The organism is Pseudomonas sp. 382 (genome assembly GCF_002759075.1).
GTDB classification, from domain to species: domain Bacteria; phylum Pseudomonadota; class Gammaproteobacteria; order Pseudomonadales; family Pseudomonadaceae; genus Aquipseudomonas; species Aquipseudomonas vlassakiae.
Map to the genome: position 1 here is coordinate 1 of NZ_PEMX01000052.1, position 19654 is coordinate 19654.

Below are 19654 nucleotides of genomic sequence, written 5' to 3' on the forward strand. Positions count from 1 at the left end.
AGGGCAAGGCCATTCCCTCGTCCAAGGTGCAGAAGGTGCAGAACCTCGAAGGCGGCATCGTCGCCGAGATCTTCGCCAAGGAAGGGCAGGTGGTCGAGGTCGGCCAGCCGCTGCTGCGCCTGGACGAAACCCGCTTTATCTCGAACAAGGGCGAAACCGAAGCCGAGCGTGTGGCCATGGCCCTGCGCGTCGAGCGCCTGAGTGCCGAGGTCGACGACAGCCCGCTGAAGATCGACGACAAGCTGCGCGAGGCCGCTCCCAGCCAGGCGGCCAGCGAAGAGTCGCTGTTCGCCAGCCGGCGTCAACAGTTGAATGACGAGATCAATGGCCTGCAACAGCAGCTGGTGCAGAAGCAGCAGGAGTTGCGTGAGTTCAACTCCAAGCGTGCCCAGTACGCCAGCAGCCTGCAGTTGCTGAACCAGGAAATCGGCATGTCCGAGCCGCTGGTGGCCAGGGGGGCGATTTCCCAGGTCGAGATCCTGCGCCTGCGCCGCTCCGAGGTGGAAACACGCGGCGAACTGAGCGCCACCGAACTGGCTATCCCGCGCGCCGAGGCGGCGGTGAAGGAAGTGCAGAGCAAAATCGAGGAAACCCGCGGCAAGTTCCGCAGCGATGCCCTGACCCAGCTTAACGAGGCGCGCACCGACCTGAACAAGGCGACTGCCACCACCAAGGCGCTGGATGACCGGGTCAACCGCACACTGGTCACTTCGCCGGTGCGCGGCATCGTCAAGCAGCTGTTGGTCAACACCATTGGTGGTGTGATCCAGCCGGGCAGCGACATCATCGAGATCGTGCCGCTGGACGATACGCTGGTGATCGAGGCGAAGATCCTGCCCAAGGATATCGCCTTCCTGCACCCGGGGCAGGAGGCCATGGTCAAGTTCACCGCCTATGACTACACCATCTACGGCGGCCTCGAGGCCAAGCTGGAGCAGATCGGCGCCGACACCATCACCGACGAAGACAAGAAGACCACCTACTACCTGATCCGCCTGCGCACCGAGAAGAGTCACCTGGGCAGTGACGCCAAGCCGCTGGAAATCATCCCCGGCATGGTCGCCACGGTGGACATCATGACCGGAAAGAAAACCATCATGAGCTACTTGCTCAAGCCGATCATCAAAGCCCGTACCGAAGCCCTGCGCGAGCGCTGATGAGGTTTACGGCCTTGTAGAGGGTACCCTGTGGGAGCGGGCGTGCCCGCGAACACCGGCGAAGCCGGTGCCATACACTGCGGAGCCTGCTTCGCGGGCAAGCCCGCTCCCACAGGGGCCGAGTCGGTTCGCAGAGTGCCGCTCAGATCAACCCGGTGTCTTCTTCTTCCTCAATCAGGTTGTTCAGGCTGCCCAGCGCCTTGCGCGCGGTAGAGCGGTTGAGCAGCTTGGCCTGGGCACCGGCGGGCAGGTCGGTGATGCTGATCACACCCTTGGTGGTCAGCACATCGATCAGATCCTCCAGCACGCGGATCATGTCCAGGTCGCTCTGCTTGAGCTGGCGCAGGCTGTTCTCGACCACATCGTCGGCAAACCATTCCTGGATCTCGGCATGGTCGGCCGGGAGCATTTCCGTGAATTCGGCATAGGGGGCAGCTTCTACCCGCAGCAACTGGCCGTCGGCGTCGCGTTGCACGTAGAACATGGCGTCGTCCCTCGTCACGATGGTTCCTTAGTTGGTAATCCGCAGCATAGGCAAAGTTCACCAGGCAGGTGAACCCGGCGCGTGAGTATGCGCTGCGCGAGGGGTGGCAGGGAAGGCCGCCCCCGCGGTGGCCTGGGCTGGCCACCGCGGGACGGGGATCAGTGATCGACCTTGATGGTCGGGTCGGCACCGCTGATCAACGAGTTGACCGTGGTGTTTGACCAGTTCACGCCTTCGAGCTTGATGGTCACGTCGGCGCTGCCACCGGCGTTGAGCTTGCCTTCGGAGCTGACCTGCAAGGTCGAAGTGCCATCTGCGGCGGTGGTGATCTTCAAGTAGTTGTCGATGGTGCTGGCGGTCTCGCCCTGTAGCAGGTCGTGCAGGTCGAGGCGGTCACCCTCGCTGGGCTTGAAGTCCTTGATCACGTCGTTGCCAACATCACCGGCCTTCCACACGAACAGGTCGGCACCGCTGCCACCGATCAGGATGTCATTCCCTTGGCCGCCGATCAGGGTGTCGTTGCCGCTGCCGCCGAGCAGGATGTCATTGCCCTTGCCGCCATCGAGGTAGTCGTTGCCACCCTGGCCGAAGATGATGTCATTGCCTGCGCCGCCCAGCAGGGTATCGGCACCGTCGTTGGCCCCCGAAATGTCGAACTCGGTGTAGTGTTCGCTGACGTACTGGTGCATCGCCCGCGCGTCCACGTCACCGACATCGACCCCGGTCTTGCCGGCGACATAGGCCTGGATGGCCTCGACACCGGTACCGGCGATGGACGGGAAGGTCACCAGGTCGCCGAAGATGATGTCGTTGCCGTCGCCACCGTTGACCGTGTCGTTGCCCGGCAGGGTCGCTTCGGTGTGGCCGAGGATGGCATCGGCGAGCTTGCTCGGGTCGATGTTGGTCTGCGGCTTGCCATCGGTGTCGTACGGCTTCAGGTCGTTGGCGTTGACGCCGCTGTTCAGGCCGATCGCTTCGACGTCGGACAAGGCCGAGAGGATCTTGAAGCTATCGGTCGAGTTGGTGCTGGTGGCGCTGTTGGTGGAGTTGCCGGTACCCGCCAGCGACGACAGCTCGTAGCCGCCGTTGCCTTCGGCATGCAACTGGCCGCTGGTACTGTACGACCAGCCGCCTCTGTTGCTGTACGTCTGTACCTGCAGGTTGCCGCTGCTGTCGATGCTGATGTAGTTGGTGTTGTTGATGTAGGCATTGACCGTCATGCCCGCCTTGTAATTGATCGAGGCGAGGTAGTCGTCCATGGTGACGCCGGAGTTGCCCAGGGTCGGGTTGGTCTTCTCGTTGGTCTGGTAGTAGGTTGGCTGCCCGTCGGTAATGAAGAACGTCTGGTTACTGCCGGTGCTGCCCGCTGCCTTGAGCGCCTCGAACCAGTTGGCGGTGGTCTTGAAGGCATCTTCGTAGTTGGTACCGCCACCGGACGACAAGTTGTTCAGCGCCGCGAGCAGGGTTTTCAGGCCCGCGTCGTTGAGGGTCACCGAAACAGTGCTCTTGACCTGGGTGGCGAAGTCCACCAGAAGGATGTTGACCACACCCGACTGGGCGCCTTTGACGCTGGCCGCCAGGGTCTTGAACACCGACTCCAGCGAAGACTTGGCCGCGCTTACGCCCGACGAGCCCATCGAGCCCGAGGTGTCGACGATGAAGGCGATGTTGTAGTTCTGCCCCGGCACCACGTGCAGGCCATTGACGTCCGAGACGATGATGTCGTTGCCATCGGTACCGGTGATGGAGTCGCTGTCGGACGACAGGTTGCTGGTGGTGTAGGCCTGCGGGTAGACCGTGACCTTGATGGTGCCCTCGGTGGTAGCGGTACTGCCGCCGACGCTTTCACTCGAAGTCGAGCTGACCTTCACGTCGAACTGGCCTTGGTAGTAGGCCGGTGGCTTGATGGTCAGGCTGCTCAGGTTCCAGCCGGTCACGTCTACCGCAGCGCTGCCCACGGTGATGGTGTGGCCCGCGCTGTCAGCCAGCACCGAGCCTGCCGGGATCCCCGAGAGCTTGACACTCAGGGATTCCGAACCGTCGGTGTCGGTCAGTGCGGTGTTGATGCTCACCAGCTTGATCGGGGCGCCGTTCTCGCCGCCTTCGTTGAGCTTGTAGCCATCGTAGTAGCCCACGCCGTTGCTGCCATGCAGGTCAGACACCGTCACACCGGCATTCGCCAGCGCACTGACGTTCGGGTACATCGGGATGTTGGCGCTGCTGAGGTCGGTGACCGCACCGCTGCCCACCTGGATGTTGACGTCCAGGCTGCCAGGGCCAGCCTGGTTGGCGCTGTAGATCTCCAGGGTGTAGTAGCCGCTGGTGGTCGGGGTGAAGCTGCCCGTGATGCTGCCGCTGGCGTTGGCCCAGGTGGCGCCGGCGACGTTCTTGCCGCCGATGACGATCTGCAGGCTGTCGTCGGCGGTGCCGCTGAAGGTGTAGGTCTTGCCGGCTTCCAGGTAGATCAGGCCGGAAGTCTTCGAACCCGTGCCCGCAGTGATGCTGGCCGTGGTGTCGACCGTGGTCACGGTTTCGGTCTTGCCGGCCTTGCCGGAGTTGGCGAACACGTTCTTCAGCGTGTCACCGGTAATGCCGTTGCCGTTGGTGCCCAGGCCGGTGAGGCTGGTCCAGGTTTCCTTGGTCAGGCCCAGCGAGTTGACGCTGTTGTTGCCGATGCTCAGCGACGGGGCGTCGGCGACCGGTTTGATGTCAACCTTCAGCGTGGCCTGGTTGCCCGCGTCCTTGCCGTCGGTAGGTGTGTACTTGATCTGCGCGTAGTCGGCCTGCTTGTTGCCCACGCCGGTGCCGCCGTAGCCGTCGACACCCGACTCGTTGGTGGCCGGTACGAACTTGAGCTTGCCGGCGGCGATGTCGGCCTGGCTGACGGTCTGGCCGGCCTTGACGTCGGTCCAGGTCGAGCCGACCAGCAGCTGCAGTTTGCCGGCGCCCGGCAGGGTATTGATGGTCACGCCCAGGCTGCTCAGCGGCGAATCGACGTCGCTGACGTTGAAGTCGCTCCAGGCCAGTACCAGGTCGGAGTCTTCGTTGCCGGTGACCGCGCCGCCGGTGGTGGTCGGCGCGTCGTTCACGGCAATCACGTTGACCGTGGTGGTCGCTATGTTCGACGTGTTGACACCATCGGTCACTGTCACCGTGATGATCCGCGGCGTGGTGCTCGGGTCTTCGCTGGTGTTGATGAAAGTGATGTTCTTGATCGCCTGGATGTAGTCGGCCAGCGACGCAGTGCCGCTCAGGGTCAGTACCACCTTGCCGTCGGTGCTGTTGGCGTTGATGGTGATGCCGTTGACGCTGTTGCCCAGGTTCAGCGCATCGCCTGGCTGACGATTGGTCAGGGTGACGGTGGCGCCGGTCAGCATCGAGCTGTCGTAGTCGGTGATGGTCACGTCGACATCGCCGATCGACACACCGCTGCCTGCCTGGCCTTCGGTGAAGGTGGTCTGGTAGTCGGCGCCGGTCTTGCCGCTGGAATTGTTGGCGTCCAGGTCCAGCACGGGCGCCGGTTCGTAGATCACCGTGGTGGCGCTACCGGCGCTGCCGCTGATGGCCAGGTTCTCGAAGTTGCCACCGGTGGCCGAGTCGATCTTGACGGTGAACTGCTCGGTGCCTTCGGTGATGTTGTCCTTGATGGTCGGGATAGTGAAGGTGGCCGTCGAGCTGTTGGCCTTGATCACCACGGTGGCCACGCCGGTGTAGTCGGCGCCGTTGCTGGCGGTGCCACTGTAGCTCAGCTTCACGGTGACATCGGTCTGTGCCGGGTTGGTCAGTGCCAGGGTGTAAGTGGCCGTGCCGCCCTCGGCCACCGCGGTGGTGCCGTCGATGCTCAGGGTGGTGGTCTGGATGGTGTCGGTCACGGCGGTGACCGCAGCCTTGTCGCTCACGGTCAGCTGCTCGAAGTTGCCACCGGTGGTGCCGGTGATGGTTGCCGAGACGTTGGCCGCACTGATGTACACGTCGTTGGCCGGGGCCGCAACGGTGACGGTGCCTGTGGTCTTGCCAGCATCGATCTGGATCACCGCACCGTTGCTCAGGGTCACCGTCATGGCGGTGTCGGCCTTGTTGGTCAAGGTGGCGGTGTAGGTGATCTGGCCACCTTCAGCAACGGTCTGGGTGGCGCTGAGGCTCAGGCCGGTGTTGTCGAGGGTGTCGGTGACCTTGGTTTCGGCATAAGCGGCATCGATGATCAGCACCTCGAAGTCGCCACCGGTGGCGCCGGTGATGTTGACCTTCTGTGTGCTGGCGTCGATGTAAGGATCGTCGCCTGGCGCATTGACCGTCACACTGCCTTCGCTCTGGCCCTTGGCGATGGTGATGACTTCACCGTTGCTCAGGGTGACCTTCATCTCGGTGCCGGCGGGGTTGGTCAGCTTGGCGGTATAGGTGATCTGCCCGCCTTCGGCGACGGTCGGGGTAGCCGTCAGGCTCAGGCTGGTCAGGTCCTTGGTGTTCGGACCATCGTTCACCGTGGTGCTTGGCGTGCCGACCGCCACCAGTTTCTCGTAGTTGCCGCCGGTCATGCCGGTGATGCTGTTGGTCAACGGCGTGTTGGTGATGTAGACGTTGTTGGGTGCGGTGTAGTTGACCGAACCACTGGTTTCGTTGACGCCGATGGTGATGGTCTGGCCGTTGGCCAGGCTGATCACCAGCGGATGCTCGGTTACCGGCGAGGTTACGCTCGCGGTGTAGGTGACCACGCCGCCTTCGGTCACGCTCGGGGTCGCGGTCAGGGTCACGGTGCTGGTGTCGAGGGTATCGGTCACGGCCGTGACCGCGGGGGTCGCGCTGACGTTCAGCTTCTCGAAGTCACCGCCGGCGGTGCCGGTGATGCTCACGCTGACGTTGCCGGCATCCACGTATACGGTGTTCTTTGGCGCGTCGACGGTGACGGTGCCTTCGCTCTGGCCCTTGGCAATGGTGACCACCGAGCCGTTGCTCAGGTTGATGGTCATGGCGCTGCCGGCCGGGTTGCTCAGCTTGACGGTATAGGTGATCTGGCCGCCTTCCTGAACGGTACCGGTAGCGCTCAGGCTGACATTGGTGGTGTCCAGGTTGCTCGGGTTATCGATGACCGTGGTACTTGGGGTACCGGCGGTGACCAGTTTCTCGTAGTTGCCGCCGGTGACGCCGGTGATGCTGTTGGTCAGCGGTGCATTGGTGGTGTAGACATTGTTCGGCGCAACAAAGTCTACCGAGCCACTGGTCTCGTTGACCTTGATGACGATGCTCTGACCGTTGGCGAGCGAAACCACCAGCGGTGAGCCGGTTACTGGCGCTGTCACGGTTGCCGTGTAGGTCACCACGCCACCTTCGCTGACGCTTGGGGTGGCTGTCAGGGTGACCGTGCTGGTGTCGATCGAATCGACTATCGATGTTTTCGCTGACGCAGGATCGATGTCCAGCTTCTCGAAGTTGCCGCCTTGAGCCTTATCGATCGTCACTTCTACGGTGTGAGCGTTGTTATAGACGTCGTTGGCCTCGGTCTGAAGCTCAATGCTGCCGGTGGTTTTTCCAGCTTCGATGGTGATGCTCTTGCCGTTGCTCAGCGTGACGGTGACGGCGGTCTGGGCTGGGTTGGTCAGTGTGGCGGTGTAGGTGATCTTGCCACCTTCGACCACGGTTTCCGATGCCGACAGAGAGACGGTAGTGGTGTCGATGGAGTCGCTGATCACGGTTTCGACTGGGGTCTTGTCAGCCTCCAGGGCTTCGAAGTTGCCGCCTTCGGCTTTCTCGATCGAAACCGAAACGGTGGAGCCGTTGTTATAGACGTCGTTAGCGGCCGTCGGCACATCGACGGAGCCCACGGTTTTGCCAGGATCAACAGTGATGGTCTTGCCGTTCGACAAGGTCACGGTCACGGCGCTCTGAGCAGGATTGCTCAGGGTCACGGTGTAAGTGATCACACCGCCTTCGGTGATGCCCGGGGTGGCGGTCAACGTGGCGGTGGTGGTGTCGACCGAGTCGCTGATAACGGTCTCGACTGGAGTCTTGTTGACGTCCAGGGCTTCGAAGTTGCCGCCTTCGGCTTTCTCGATCGAAACCGAAACGGTGGAGCCGTTGTTGTAGACGTCGTTGGCGGCCGTCGGCACATCGACGGAGCCCACGGTTTTGCCAGCATCTACGGTGATGGTCTTGCCGTTCGACAAGGTCACGGTCACCGGAGTCTGGGCAGGGTTGCTCAGAGTCACGGTGTAGGTGATCACGCCGCCTTCGGTGATGCCCGGGGTAGCCGAGAGGGTCGCGGTAGTGGTGTCGACCGAGTCGCTGATAACGGTTTCGACCGGCGTCTTGTTGACGTCCAGGGCTTCGAAGTTGCCGCCTTCGGCTTTTTCGATGCTGACGCTGACCGTGGAACCGTTGTTGTAGACGTCGTTGGCCGCTGTCGGCACATCGACGCTGCCCACGGTCTTGCCGGCTTCGACGGTGATGGTCTTGCCGTTCGACAAGGTCACGGTCACCGCGGTCTGGGCCGGATTGCTCAGGGTGACGGTGTAGGTGATTACGCCACCTTCGGTGATGCCCGGGGTGGCAGTCAACGTGGCGGTGGTGGTGTCGACCGAGTCGCTGATAACGGTCTCGACTGGAGTCTTGTTGACGTCCAGGGCCTCGAAGTTGCCGCCTTCGGCTTTCTCGATCGAAACCGAAACGGTGGAGCCGTTGTTGTAGACGTCGTTAGCGGCCGTCGGCACATCGATGGAGCCCACGGTTTTGCCAGCATCTACGGTGATGGTCTTGCCGTTCGACAAGGTCACGGTCACCGGAGTCTGGGCAGGGTTGCTCAGAGTCACGGTGTAGGTGATCACGCCGCCTTCGGTGATGCCCGGGGTAGCCGAGAGGGTCGCGGTAGTGGTGTCGACCGAGTCGCTGATAACGGTTTCGACTGGGGTCTTGTCGGCCTCCAGGGCTTCGAAGTTGCCGCCTTCGGCTTTCTCGATCGAAACCGAAACGGTGGAGCCGTTGTTATAGACGTCGTTAGCGGCCGTCGGCACATCGACGCTGCCCACGGTCTTGCCGGCTTCGACGGTGATGGTCTTGCCGTTGCTCAGCGTGACAGTCACGGCGGTCTGAGCCGGGTTGCTCAGCGTCACGGTGTAGGTGATCACGCCGCCTTCGGTGATGCCCGGGGTAGCCGAGAGGGTCGCGGTAGTGGTGTCGATCGAGTCACTGATGACGGTTTCGACTGGGGTCTTGTCGGCCTCCAGGGCTTCGAAGTTACCGCCTTCGGCTTTCTCGATCGAAACCGAAACGGTGGAACCGTTGTTGTAGACGTCGTTAGCCGCCGTCTGTACATCGACGCTACCCACGGTCTTGCCGGCTTCGACGGTGATGGTCTTGCCGTTCGACAAGGTCACGGTCACGGCGGTCTGAGCCGGGTTGCTCAGCGTCACGGTGTAGGTGATCACACCGCCTTCGGTGACGCTTGGGGTGGCTGAGAGGGTCGCGGTAGTGGTGTCGACCGAGTCGCTGATGACGGTCTCGACCGGGGTCTTGTTGACGTCCAGGGCTTCGAAGTTGCCGCCTTCGGCTTTTTCGATCGAAACAGAAACGGTGGAACCGTTGTTGTAGACGTCGTTGGCGGCCGTCGGCACATCGACGCTGCCAACGGTCTTGCCGGCCTCAACGGTGATGGTCTTGCCGTTGCTCAGCGTGACAGTCACGGCGGTCTGAGCCGGGTTGCTCAGCGTCACGGTGTAAGTGATCACACCGCCTTCGGTGATGCCCGGGGTGGCGGTCAACGTGGCGGTAGTGGTGTCGACGGAATCGCTGATAACGGTTTCGACCGGCGTCTTGTTGACGTCCAGGGCTTCGAAGTTGCCGCCTTCGGCTTTCTCGATCGAAACAGAAACGGTGGAGCCGTTGTTATAGACGTCGTTGGCGGCCGTCGGCACATCGATGGAGCCCACGGTTTTGCCAGCATCTACGGTGATGGTCTTGCCGTTCGACAAGGTCACGGTCACCGGAGTCTGGGCAGGGTTGCTCAGAGTCACGGTGTAGGTGATCACGCCGCCTTCGGTGATGCCCGGGGTAGCCGAGAGGGTCGCGGTAGTGGTGTCGACCGAGTCGCTGATAACGGTTTCGACTGGAGTCTTGTTGACGTCCAGGGCTTCGAAGTTTCCGCCTTCGGCTTTCTCGATCGAAACCGAAACGGTGGAGCCGTTGTTGTAGACGTCGTTGGCGGCCGTCGGCACATCGATGGAGCCCACGGTCTTGCCGGCTTCAACGGTGATGGTCTTGCCGTTGCTCAGCGTGACAGTCACGGCGGTCTGAGCCGGGTTGCTCAGGGTCACGGTGTAGGTGATCACGCCGCCTTCGGTGACACCTGGGGTGGCCGAGAGGGTGGCGGTGGTGGTGTCGACCGAGTCGCTGATAACGGTTTCGACTGGGGTCTTGTCAGCCTCCAGGGCCTCGAAGTTGCCGCCTTCGGCTTTTTCGATGCTGACGCTGACCGTGGAACCGTTGTTGTAGACGTCGTTGGCGGCCGTCGGCACATCGACGCTGCCCACGGTCTTGCCGGCTTCAACGGTGATGGTCTTGCCGTTGCTCAGCGTGACAGTCACGGCGGTCTGAGCTGGGTTGCTCAGCGTCACGGTGTAAGTGATCACACCGCCTTCGGTGACGCCTGGGGTGGCGCTCAACGTGGCAGTGGTGGTGTCGACGGAGTCGCTGATAACGGTTTCGACTGGGGTCTTGTTGACGTCCAGGGCTTCAAAGTTGCCGCCTTCGGCTTTCTCGATCGAAACAGAAACGGTGGAGCCGTTGTTGTAGACGTCGTTGGCGGCCGTCGGCACATCGATGGAGCCCACGGTCTTGCCGGCTTCAACGGTGATGGTCTTGCCGTTGCTCAGCGTGACAGTCACGGCGCTCTGAGCCGGGTTGCTCAGGGTCACGGTGTAAGTGATAACGCCGCCTTCGGTGATGCCTGGGGTAGCGGTCAACGTGGCGGTGGTGGTGTCGATCGAGTCGCTGATCACGGTTTCGACTGGGGTCTTGTTGACGTCCAGGGCTTCGAAGTTGCCGCCTTCGGCTTTCTCGATCGAAACAGAAACGGTGGAACCGTTGTTGTAGACGTCGTTGGCCGCTGTCTGCACATCGACGCTGCCCACGGTCTTGCCGGCTTCGACGGTGATGGTCTTGCCGTTCGACAGGGTCACGGTCACGGCGGTCTGAGCTGGATTGCTCAGCGTCACGGTGTAAGTGATCACGCCACCTTCGGTCACACCTGGGGTGGCCGAGAGGGTCGCAGTGGTGGTGTCGATCGAGTCGCTGATCACGGTTTCGACTGGGGTCTTGTTGACGTCCAGTGCTTCGAAGTTACCGCCTTCAGCTTTCTCGATCGAAACAGAAACGGTGGAGCCGTTGTTGTAGACGTCGTTAGCGGCCGTCGGCACATCGACTGAGCCTACGGTTTTGCCAGCATCGACGGTGATGGTCTTGCCATTGGACAAGGTCACGGTCACGGCGGTCTGGGCAGGGTTGCTCAGAGTCACGGTGTAAGTGATCACGCCGCCTTCGGTAACGCCTGGGGTAGCGGTCAACGTGGCGGTGGTGGTGTCGATCGAGTCGCTGATCACGGTTTCGACTGGGGTCTTGTTGACGTCCAGGGCTTCGAAGTTGCCGCCCTCGGCTTTTTCAATGCTGACGCTGACAGTTGAACCGTTGTTGTACACGTCGTTGGCGGCCGTCGGCACATCGACGGAGCCCACGGTCTTGCCGGCTTCAACGGTGATGGTCTTGCCGTTGCTCAGCGTGACAGTCACGGCGGTCTGGGCCGGATTGCTCAGGGTGACGGTGTAGGTGATCACGCCACCTTCGGTGACACCCGGGGTGGCCGAGAGGGTTGCGGTGGTGGTGTCGACCGAGTCGCTGATAACGGTCTCGACTGGAGTCTTGTTGACGTCCAGGGCTTCGAAGTTACCGCCTTCGGCCTTCTCGATCGAAACAGAAACGGTGGAACCGTTGTTGTAGACGTCGTTGGCGGCCGTCGGCACATCGACGGAGCCCACGGTTTTGCCAGGATCAACAGTGATGGTCTTGCCGTTCGACAAGGTCACGGTCACGGCGCTCTGAGCAGGATTGCTCAGGGTGACGGTGTAGGTGATCACGCCACCTTCGGTGACACCCGGGGTGGCCGAGAGGGTCGCAGTGGTGGTGTCGATCGAATCGCTGATGACGGTCTCGACCGGCGTCTTGTCGGCCTCCAGGGCTTCGAAGTTGCCGCCTTCGGCTTTCTCGATCGAAACCGAAACGGTGGAGCCGTTGTTATAGACGTCGTTAGCGGCCGTCGGCACATCGACGGAGCCCACGGTTTTGCCAGCATCGACGGTGATGGTCTTGCCATTGGACAAGGTCACGGTCACGGCGGTCTGGGCAGGGTTACTCAGAGTCACGGTGTAAGTGATCACGCCGCCTTCGGTGATGCCTGGGGTAGCGGTCAACGTGGCGGTGGTGGTGTCGATCGAGTCGCTGATCACGGTTTCGACTGGGGTCTTGTTGACGTCCAGGGCTTCGAAGTTGCCGCCTTCGGCTTTCTCGATCGAAACAGAAACGGTGGAACCGTTGTTGTAGACGTCGTTGGCCGCTGTCTGCACATCGACGCTGCCCACGGTCTTGCCGGCTTCGACGGTGATGGTCTTGCCGTTCGACAGGGTCACGGTCACGGCGGTCTGAGCTGGATTGCTCAGCGTCACGGTGTAAGTGATCACGCCACCTTCGGTCACACCTGGGGTGGCCGAGAGGGTCGCAGTGGTGGTGTCGATCGAGTCGCTGATCACGGTTTCGACTGGGGTCTTGTTGACGTCCAGTGCTTCGAAGTTACCGCCTTCAGCTTTCTCGATCGAAACAGAAACGGTGGAGCCGTTGTTGTAGACGTCGTTAGCGGCCGTCGGCACATCGACTGAGCCTACGGTTTTGCCAGCATCGACGGTGATGGTCTTGCCATTGGACAAGGTCACGGTCACGGCGGTCTGGGCAGGGTTGCTCAGAGTCACGGTGTAAGTGATCACGCCGCCTTCGGTAACGCCTGGGGTAGCGGTCAACGTGGCGGTGGTGGTGTCGATCGAGTCGCTGATCACGGTTTCGACTGGGGTCTTGTTGACGTCCAGGGCTTCGAAGTTGCCGCCTTCGGCTTTCTCGATCGAAACCGAAACGGTGGAGCCGTTGTTATAGACGTCGTTAGCGGCCGTCGGCACATCGACGGAGCCCACGGTCTTGCCGGCTTCAACGGTGATGGTCTTGCCATTGCTCAGCGTGACAGTCACGGCGGTCTGGGCCGGATTGCTCAGGGTGACGGTGTAGGTGATCACGCCACCTTCGGTGACACCCGGGGTGGCCGAGAGGGTGGCGGTGGTGGTGTCGACCGAGTCGCTGATAACGGTTTCGACCGGGGTCTTGTTGACGTCCAGTGCTTCGAAGTTGCCGCCTTCGGCCTTCTCGATCGAAACAGAAACGGTGGAACCATTGTTGTAGACGTCGTTAGCGGCCGTCGGCACATCGACGCTGCCCACGGTCTTGCCGGCTTCGACGGTGATGGTCTTGCCGTTCGACAGGGTCACGGTCACGGCGGTCTGAGCTGGGTTGCTCAGCGTCACGGTGTAAGTGATCACGCCACCTTCGGTCACACCTGGGGTGGCCGAGAGGGTCGCAGTGGTGGTGTCGACCGAGTCGCTGATAACGGTCTCGACTGGAGTCTTGTTGACGTCCAGGGCCTCGAAGTTGCCGCCTTCGGCTTTCTCGATCGAAACCGAAACGGTGGAGCCGTTGTTGTAGACGTCGTTAGCGGCCGTCGGCACATCGATGGAGCCCACGGTCTTGCCGGCTTCAACGGTGATGGTCTTGCCGTTGCTCAGCGTGACAGTCACGGCGGTCTGAGCCGGGTTGCTCAGCGTCACGGTGTAGGTGATCACGCCGCCTTCGGTGACACCTGGGGTGGCCGAGAGGGTGGCGGTGGTGGTGTCGACCGAATCGCTGATGACGGTTTCGACCGGGGTCTTGTTGACGTCCAGTGCTTCGAAGTTGCCGCCTTCGGCCTTCTCGATCGAAACAGAAACGGTGGAACCGTTGTTGTAGACGTCGTTGGCCGCTGTCTGCACATCGACAGTGCCCACAGTCTTGCCGGCCTCAACGGTGATGGTCTTGCCGTTCGACAGGGTCACGGTCACGGCGGTCTGAGCTGGGTTGCTCAGGGTCACGGTGTAAGTGATCACACCGCCTTCGGTGACGCCTGGGGTAGCGGTCAACGTGGCGGTGGTGGCGTCGATTGAATCGCTGATCACGGTCTCAACCGGCGTCTTGTCGGCCTCCAGGGCTTCGAAGTTGCCGCCCTCGGCTTTTTCAATGCTGACGCTGACAGTTGAACCGTTGTTGTAGACGTCGTTAGCGGCCGTCGGCACATCGACGGAGCCCACGGTTTTGCCAGCATCGACAGTGATGGTCTTGCCGTTCGACAAGGTCACGGTCACCGGAGTCTGAGCCGGGTTGCTCAGGGTCACGGTGTAAGTGATCACACCGCCTTCGGTGATGCCCGGGGTAGCCGAGAGGGTCGCAGTGGTGGTGTCGATCGAATCGCTGATAACGGTTTCGACCGGGGTCTTGTTGACGTCCAGTGCTTCGAAGTTGCCGCCTTCGGCTTTCTCGATCGAAACAGAAACGGTGGAACCGTTGTTGTAGACGTCGTTAGCCGCTGTCTGCACATCGACAGTGCCCACAGTCTTGCCGGCTTCAACGGTGATGGTCTTGCCGTTCGACAAGGTCACGGTCACGGCGGTCTGAGCCGGGTTGCTCAGGGTCACGGTGTAGGTGATCACGCCCCCCTCGGTCACGCTAGGCGACGCGCTCAGGGTAGCGGTGGTGGTATCGATCGAGTCGCTGATGACGGTCTCGGCAGGCGCCGGGTTCGGCGTCAGCTGCTCGAAGTTGCCGCCAGTGACACCAGTGATGGTGGTGCTGACAGTCGAACCGTTGTTGTAGACATCATTGGCCGGCGTCTGGAAATCGACGCTACCGGTGCTCTTGCCGGCTTCGACAGTGATGGTCTGGCCGTTCGACAGGGTCACGGTCACCGGAGTCTGAGCCGGGTTGCTCAGGGTCACGGTGTAGGTGATCACGCCCCCCTCGGTCACGCTAGGCGACGCGGTCAGGGTAGCGGTGGTGGTATCGATCGAGTCGCTGATGACGGTCTCGGCAGGCGCCGGGTTCGGCGTCAGCTGCTCGAAGTTGCCGCCAGTGGCACCAGTGATGGTAGTGCTGACAGTCGAACCGTTGTTGTAGACATCATTGGCCGGCGTCTGGAAATCGACGCTACCGGTGCTCTTGCCGGCTTCGACGGTGATGGTCTGGCCGTTCGACAAGGTCACGGTCACCGGAGTCTGGGCAGGGTTGCTCAGGGTCACGGTGTAGGTGATTACGCCACCCTCGGTCACGCTAGGCGACGCGGTCAGGGTAGCGGTGGTGGTATCGATGGTGTCGGTGATTTCGGTCACTGCCGGCGTCTGCGGCAGGGTCACGATCACGTTGCCGCCACCGGTGGTGCCGGTCACGGTGGTGGAAATCTGCCCGCCATCGATATACGGCGTGTCGTTCCCTGCAACCGGCACGTTGACGGTACCGGTGGTCTGGCCGGCCGGAATGACGATGACCGCGCCGTTCGAAAGGGTCACGGTCAGGTTGGTCGCCGGAGCCTGGCCAACGGTGGCGGTATAAACGATGACGCCACCCGCTTCAGTGATGGAAGGGGTGGCGCTGAGGGTGAGGTCGGTGGCGATCATCGTGACCGCCGTACTGGAGGTGGTGTCGACCCCCCCGGTTTCCTCGGTGGTCGCTGCGGTGGCGAAGCCTATCGGGGCCGTAGGGAAGCCGATGGTCGGGTCCACGCTGCCGGCCGTGGCGTCGAGCATTACGAAGCTGTGGCCGCCGCCTGCCGCGCCGCCACCGCCTGCCGCCGAAGGGCCGGCAGCCGTGGCTTCGAGTTGTGTAGTCGGGTCGACACCGGCGGCGATCGCCTGCTGCAGTTCTTCAACCGACGGGGCGGCTTGTGCGGCGGCCTGGCCCAGGTCAGTGCTGCTATCCGGCGCATCCGCGCTCCATTGGGAGTCGCGGCCCAGGTCGAGCAGGCGGCCATCGGCCAGTTCGAGGGTCACCGCCCCGCCCACCCCGGTGAGCACCTGCTCGCCCGCGAACAGGCGATCGCCCTCGATGAGTACGCGCCGGATGCCTTCTGGGGATACTGCGATGACTTGGCCAACAATGCTCTTGACGATCGCAACAACGCTGCTCATTGGACTCTCCGGCTTACCCGATGATGGGACGTCCCGGCCCATAGCGGCGTCTGTGGCGCCGCATCAGGCGGAAATGTATCGATAATAGGTCTGGACTTTTGACGTCAATTATTTGGCTATAACTCCTTGGAATTAACTTTATGCCAAACTATTGACCTTAAGTGTGCCATCCTAAACAATTGGCGAAGTAATGTCACATTGATATTTGAACGTGTGCTTTTCCTTCCCGAAGTGCCTCTCGAAGTGCCCTGTTGGAAGCTCGCTCATCGGTCAGATCAGGTTGCCATTTTCCAAACCTGCACAGCTTCCGCCGTGATTCAGGACAACAGCGCCTTCGGGGATCCGTAAAAAATGCGTGCGCCACTGTTTATCGCTCTGCCACTCGCTTTCGCCGCCACTTTCGTCCACGCCCAAACGCTGCCAGAAGCCATGCAGCAGGCCCTCGAAGTGCATCCCGAGATCCAGGCCGGGGTGAATGCGCGCGTGGCCGCCGACTACCAGTTGCGCGCCGCCAAGGGCGGCTATTTGCCGCAGGTCAACGTCACCGCCGGTTACGGCCGTGAAGGCAGTGACAGCCCGAGCACCGGTAACCGCTGGGAAACTTTGAACCGCGGCGAATCGGCCATCCGCCTGCGGCAGATGGTGTTCGACGGCTTCGCCACCTCCAGCGAAGTTGGCCGCCAGCAGGCTACCGTCAACGCCCGTGCCTACGCGCTGATGGACACCTCCGAGCGCACTGGCCTGGACGTGGCCAAGGTCTACCTGGATGTGCTGTCGCGCCGCGAGATGGTGCGCCTGGCCCAGGAGAACCTGCAGAACCATGAACGCATCCTCGACCAGATCAAGCTGCGCACCAGCCGTGGCGTTGGCCGTCTGGCCGACCTCGACCAGGCTGAAGCGCGCCTGGCCCAGGCCCAGAACAACCTGATCACCGAGCAGACCAACCTGGCCGACGCCAACACCAACTTCCTCAGCGTGGTGGGGCAGATGCCGGATGAGCTGAGCGCCCCGGCGCCATTCATCGACCTGCTGCCAGCCAGCCTGGAAGAGGCCCGCGCGCAGATGGTAGAAAGCAGCCCGGTGCTGCGCTCGGCCGAGTCAGACATCGCCGCGGCGGAAAAACAGTACGACGCCGCCAAGTCCAGCTTCTACCCGCGCTTCGATGCCGAACTCGGTCGCACCGCCGACAACAACATCGACGGTGTCGCCGGTCACAACAACGATTGGGAAGCCATGGTGCGAATGAACTTCAACCTGTACGCTGGCGGCAGCAACAAGGCCGAGCTGGAAGCCAAGTCGCACCTGGCCGGCCAGGCCCTGGACATTCGCAACAATGCCCTGCGCCAGCTGAACGAAGAACTGGGCCTGGCCTGGAACGCGCAGGAAAACGCCAACGCCCAGGTGCCGATCGCCCAGCAGTACGTCGACCACAGCAACCGCGTGCGCAGCGCCTACCAGCAGCAGTTCAGCCTCGGTGAGCGGACCTTGCTCGACCTGCTCGACAGCGAGAACGAAACCTTCACCGCCCAGCGCCGCTTGGTAGAAGTGAAGAATATTCAGTTGTTTACTCAGTACCGAATCAAGGCGACCATTGGCCAGCTGCTCAAGAGCCAGGGCGTTGTCGCGCCGATGGCCACCGTTGTGCAGAACGATTTGAAACCCAGGGTGAACCTGCCAGGCTTGAACTGAGGCGCACCCATCCACCTACCCGCCAGGTTGAAGAGAGCACCGCGTGGAATCCGAAGTCAGTCGAGTCCAACTCAACCACGATCCACGCAGTCAGCATGACGATCCGCTCCTGGATAGCCTGCTGACGCTGTGCGTCCTGCATCAAAAGCCTGCCAGCCGGGCGATGCTCACCACCGGGCTGCCATTGCCGTCCCAGCGCCTGAACGCCGAGTTGCTGCCCCGCGCCGCCGCCCGCGCCGGCCTGCAGGGGCGCCTGTTGCAGCGCAAGCTGGAGCAGATCCCGAGCATCGCCATGCCGGCCATGCTGCTGCTCAAGGACGGCCGCGCCGCGGTGTTGCTGGGCTGGGAGAATGATGACACTGCGCGCCTGCTGCTCAGCGAGAGCGATGGCGGCGAGGTGCTGGTCAGCCGCGAAGCCCTGATCGGGGATTACAGCGGCAAGGTGTTCTTCGCCCAGCCGCAGCACAAGTACGACGTCAACCACGGCAACCTGATTCCGCGCGCCAAGTCCTGGTTCCGCGACACCTTGCTGCGCAGCAAGTGGCTGTACATCGACGCCATCGCCGCCAGCCTGGTGATCAACCTTATCGCCCTGGCTGCGCCGCTGTTCGTGATGAACGTCTACGACCGCGTGGTGCCCAACCAGGCCACCTCGACCCTCTGGGTGCTGGCCGTCGGTATCACCGGCGCGTATGTGTTCGACCTGATTCTCAAAGAGCTGCGCGGCCTGTGCCTGGACCTGGCCGGCAAGAAGACCGACCTGATCATTTCGGCCACCCTGTTCGAACGCATCGTCGGCATGTCGATGAAGTACCGCCCGGCGCGGGTCGGCAGCTTTGCCCAGAACATCCACGAGTTCCAGGGGCTGCGCGACTTCCTCGCCTCGCTGACCCTGACCAGCCTGATCGACCTGCCGTTCACCCTGATCATCCTGCTGGTGATCGCCATCATCGGCGGGCACCTGGTGTGGATCCCGATCCTCGCCTTCCCGTTGGCCCTGGGCATCGGCTACGCCCTGCAGCGGCCGCTGATGGCAACCATGGAGCGAACCATGGCACTGGCCTCCGAGCGCCAGTCGAGCCTGATCGAGACTCTGGCCGGCCTGGACGCGGTGAAGGTCAACAATGCCGAAAGCGAACGCCAGTACATGTGGGAACAGACCCTCGGCACCCTCAGCCGCCTTGAGCTGCGGGTGAAGGTGCTGTCGAGCCTGGCGATGAACATCACCCTGCTGATCCAGCAACTGGCTGGCGTGGCGATGATCTGCGTTGGCGTGTACCTGATCATCGACGGCAACCTGAGCATGGGCGGCCTGGTGGCTTGCTACATGCTCAGTGGCCGTGCCCTGGGCCCGTTGAGTTCGCTCAACGGCCTGCTGGCCCGCTACCAGCAGGCCAAGGTGACCATGGTCTCGACCAACCAGATGATGGAACTGCCGCAAGAGCGCAACTTCGAGGAACGCCCGCTGAGCCGTAAGGTGCTGCAGGGTGGCATCGAGTTCCGCGGCGTCGACTTCACCTACCCGAACCAGCAGAACCAGGCGCTAAAGGGCATCAACCTGCTAATCCGCCCCGGCGAGAAAGTCGGCATCATCGGCCGCAGCGGCTCGGGCAAGAGTTCGCTGGCCAAGCTGATCGTCGGCCTGTACGAAACCGACAATGGCTCGCTGCTGGTAGACGGCGTGGACATTCGGCAGATCGACGTCAGCGAGCTGCGCCACAACGTCGGCTACGTGCCGCAGGATATCCAGCTGCTGGCCGGTACCTTGCGCGACAATCTGGTCAGCGGTGCCCGCTACATCGAGGACGAGCTGATCCTGCAAGCCGCCGAGCTGGCTGGCGTGCATGAGTTCGCCCGGCTGCACCCGGACGGTTACGAGTTGCAGGTTGGCGAGCGCGGGCAAAACCTCTCCGGCGGCCAGCGGCAGAACGTCGCCCTGGGCCGTGCGCTGTTGCTCAACCCGCAGATCCTGCTGCTCGACGAGCCAACTGCGGCCATGGACAACACCGGCGAAGAGCGCCTCAAGCAGCGCCTGC

Annotated in this window: 5 protein-coding genes; 3 read left to right on the forward strand and 2 right to left on the reverse strand. The window is 62.3% G+C overall.

The window, feature by feature from the left end:
• The coding region (locus CQW31_RS29075; protein ID WP_099816023.1) for an HlyD family type I secretion periplasmic adaptor subunit at nucleotides 1–1157 on the forward strand (1157 nt) is incomplete at its 5' end.
• 142 nt (nucleotides 1158–1299) lie between these two features.
• Here the strand turns inward: CQW31_RS29075 and CQW31_RS29085 are convergent.
• Together CQW31_RS29085 and CQW31_RS29090 are read right to left on the reverse strand one after the other, a co-directional pair.
• Nucleotides 1300–1641, reverse strand: coding sequence for a hypothetical protein (locus CQW31_RS29085; protein ID WP_054883982.1), 342 nt, complete (start codon nucleotides 1639–1641; stop codon nucleotides 1300–1302).
• 158 nt (nucleotides 1642–1799) lie between these two features.
• Nucleotides 1800–15929, reverse strand: a complete 14130-nt coding sequence (locus tag CQW31_RS29090) for a retention module-containing protein (protein ID WP_099816024.1) — start codon at nucleotides 15927–15929, stop codon at nucleotides 1800–1802.
• Between the two features lie 351 nt (nucleotides 15930–16280).
• On the opposite strand from CQW31_RS29090, the gene CQW31_RS29095 reads away from it, so the two are divergent.
• Together CQW31_RS29095 and CQW31_RS29100 are read left to right on the forward strand one after the other, a co-directional pair.
• Nucleotides 16281–17618, forward strand: a complete 1338-nt coding sequence (locus tag CQW31_RS29095; protein WP_099816025.1) for a TolC family outer membrane protein — start codon at nucleotides 16281–16283, stop codon at nucleotides 17616–17618.
• Nucleotides 17619–17661: 43 nt separating this feature from the next.
• A partial coding sequence (locus CQW31_RS29100) for a type I secretion system permease/ATPase (protein ID WP_099816026.1) occupies nucleotides 17662–19654 on the forward strand: 1993 nt, incomplete at its 3' end.

Bases quoted from the DNA above. Each gene is read 5' to 3' on its own strand.
- CQW31_RS29085 (WP_054883982.1), bottom strand. From the start codon at position 1,641: ATGTTCTACGTGCAACGCGACGCCGACGGCCAGTTGCTGCGGGTAGAA.
- CQW31_RS29090 (WP_099816024.1), bottom strand. From the start codon at position 15,929: ATGAGCAGCGTTGTTGCGATCGTCAAGAGCATTGTTGGCCAAGTCATC.
- CQW31_RS29095 (WP_099816025.1), top strand. From the start codon at position 16,281: ATGCGTGCGCCACTGTTTATCGCTCTGCCACTCGCTTTCGCCGCCACT.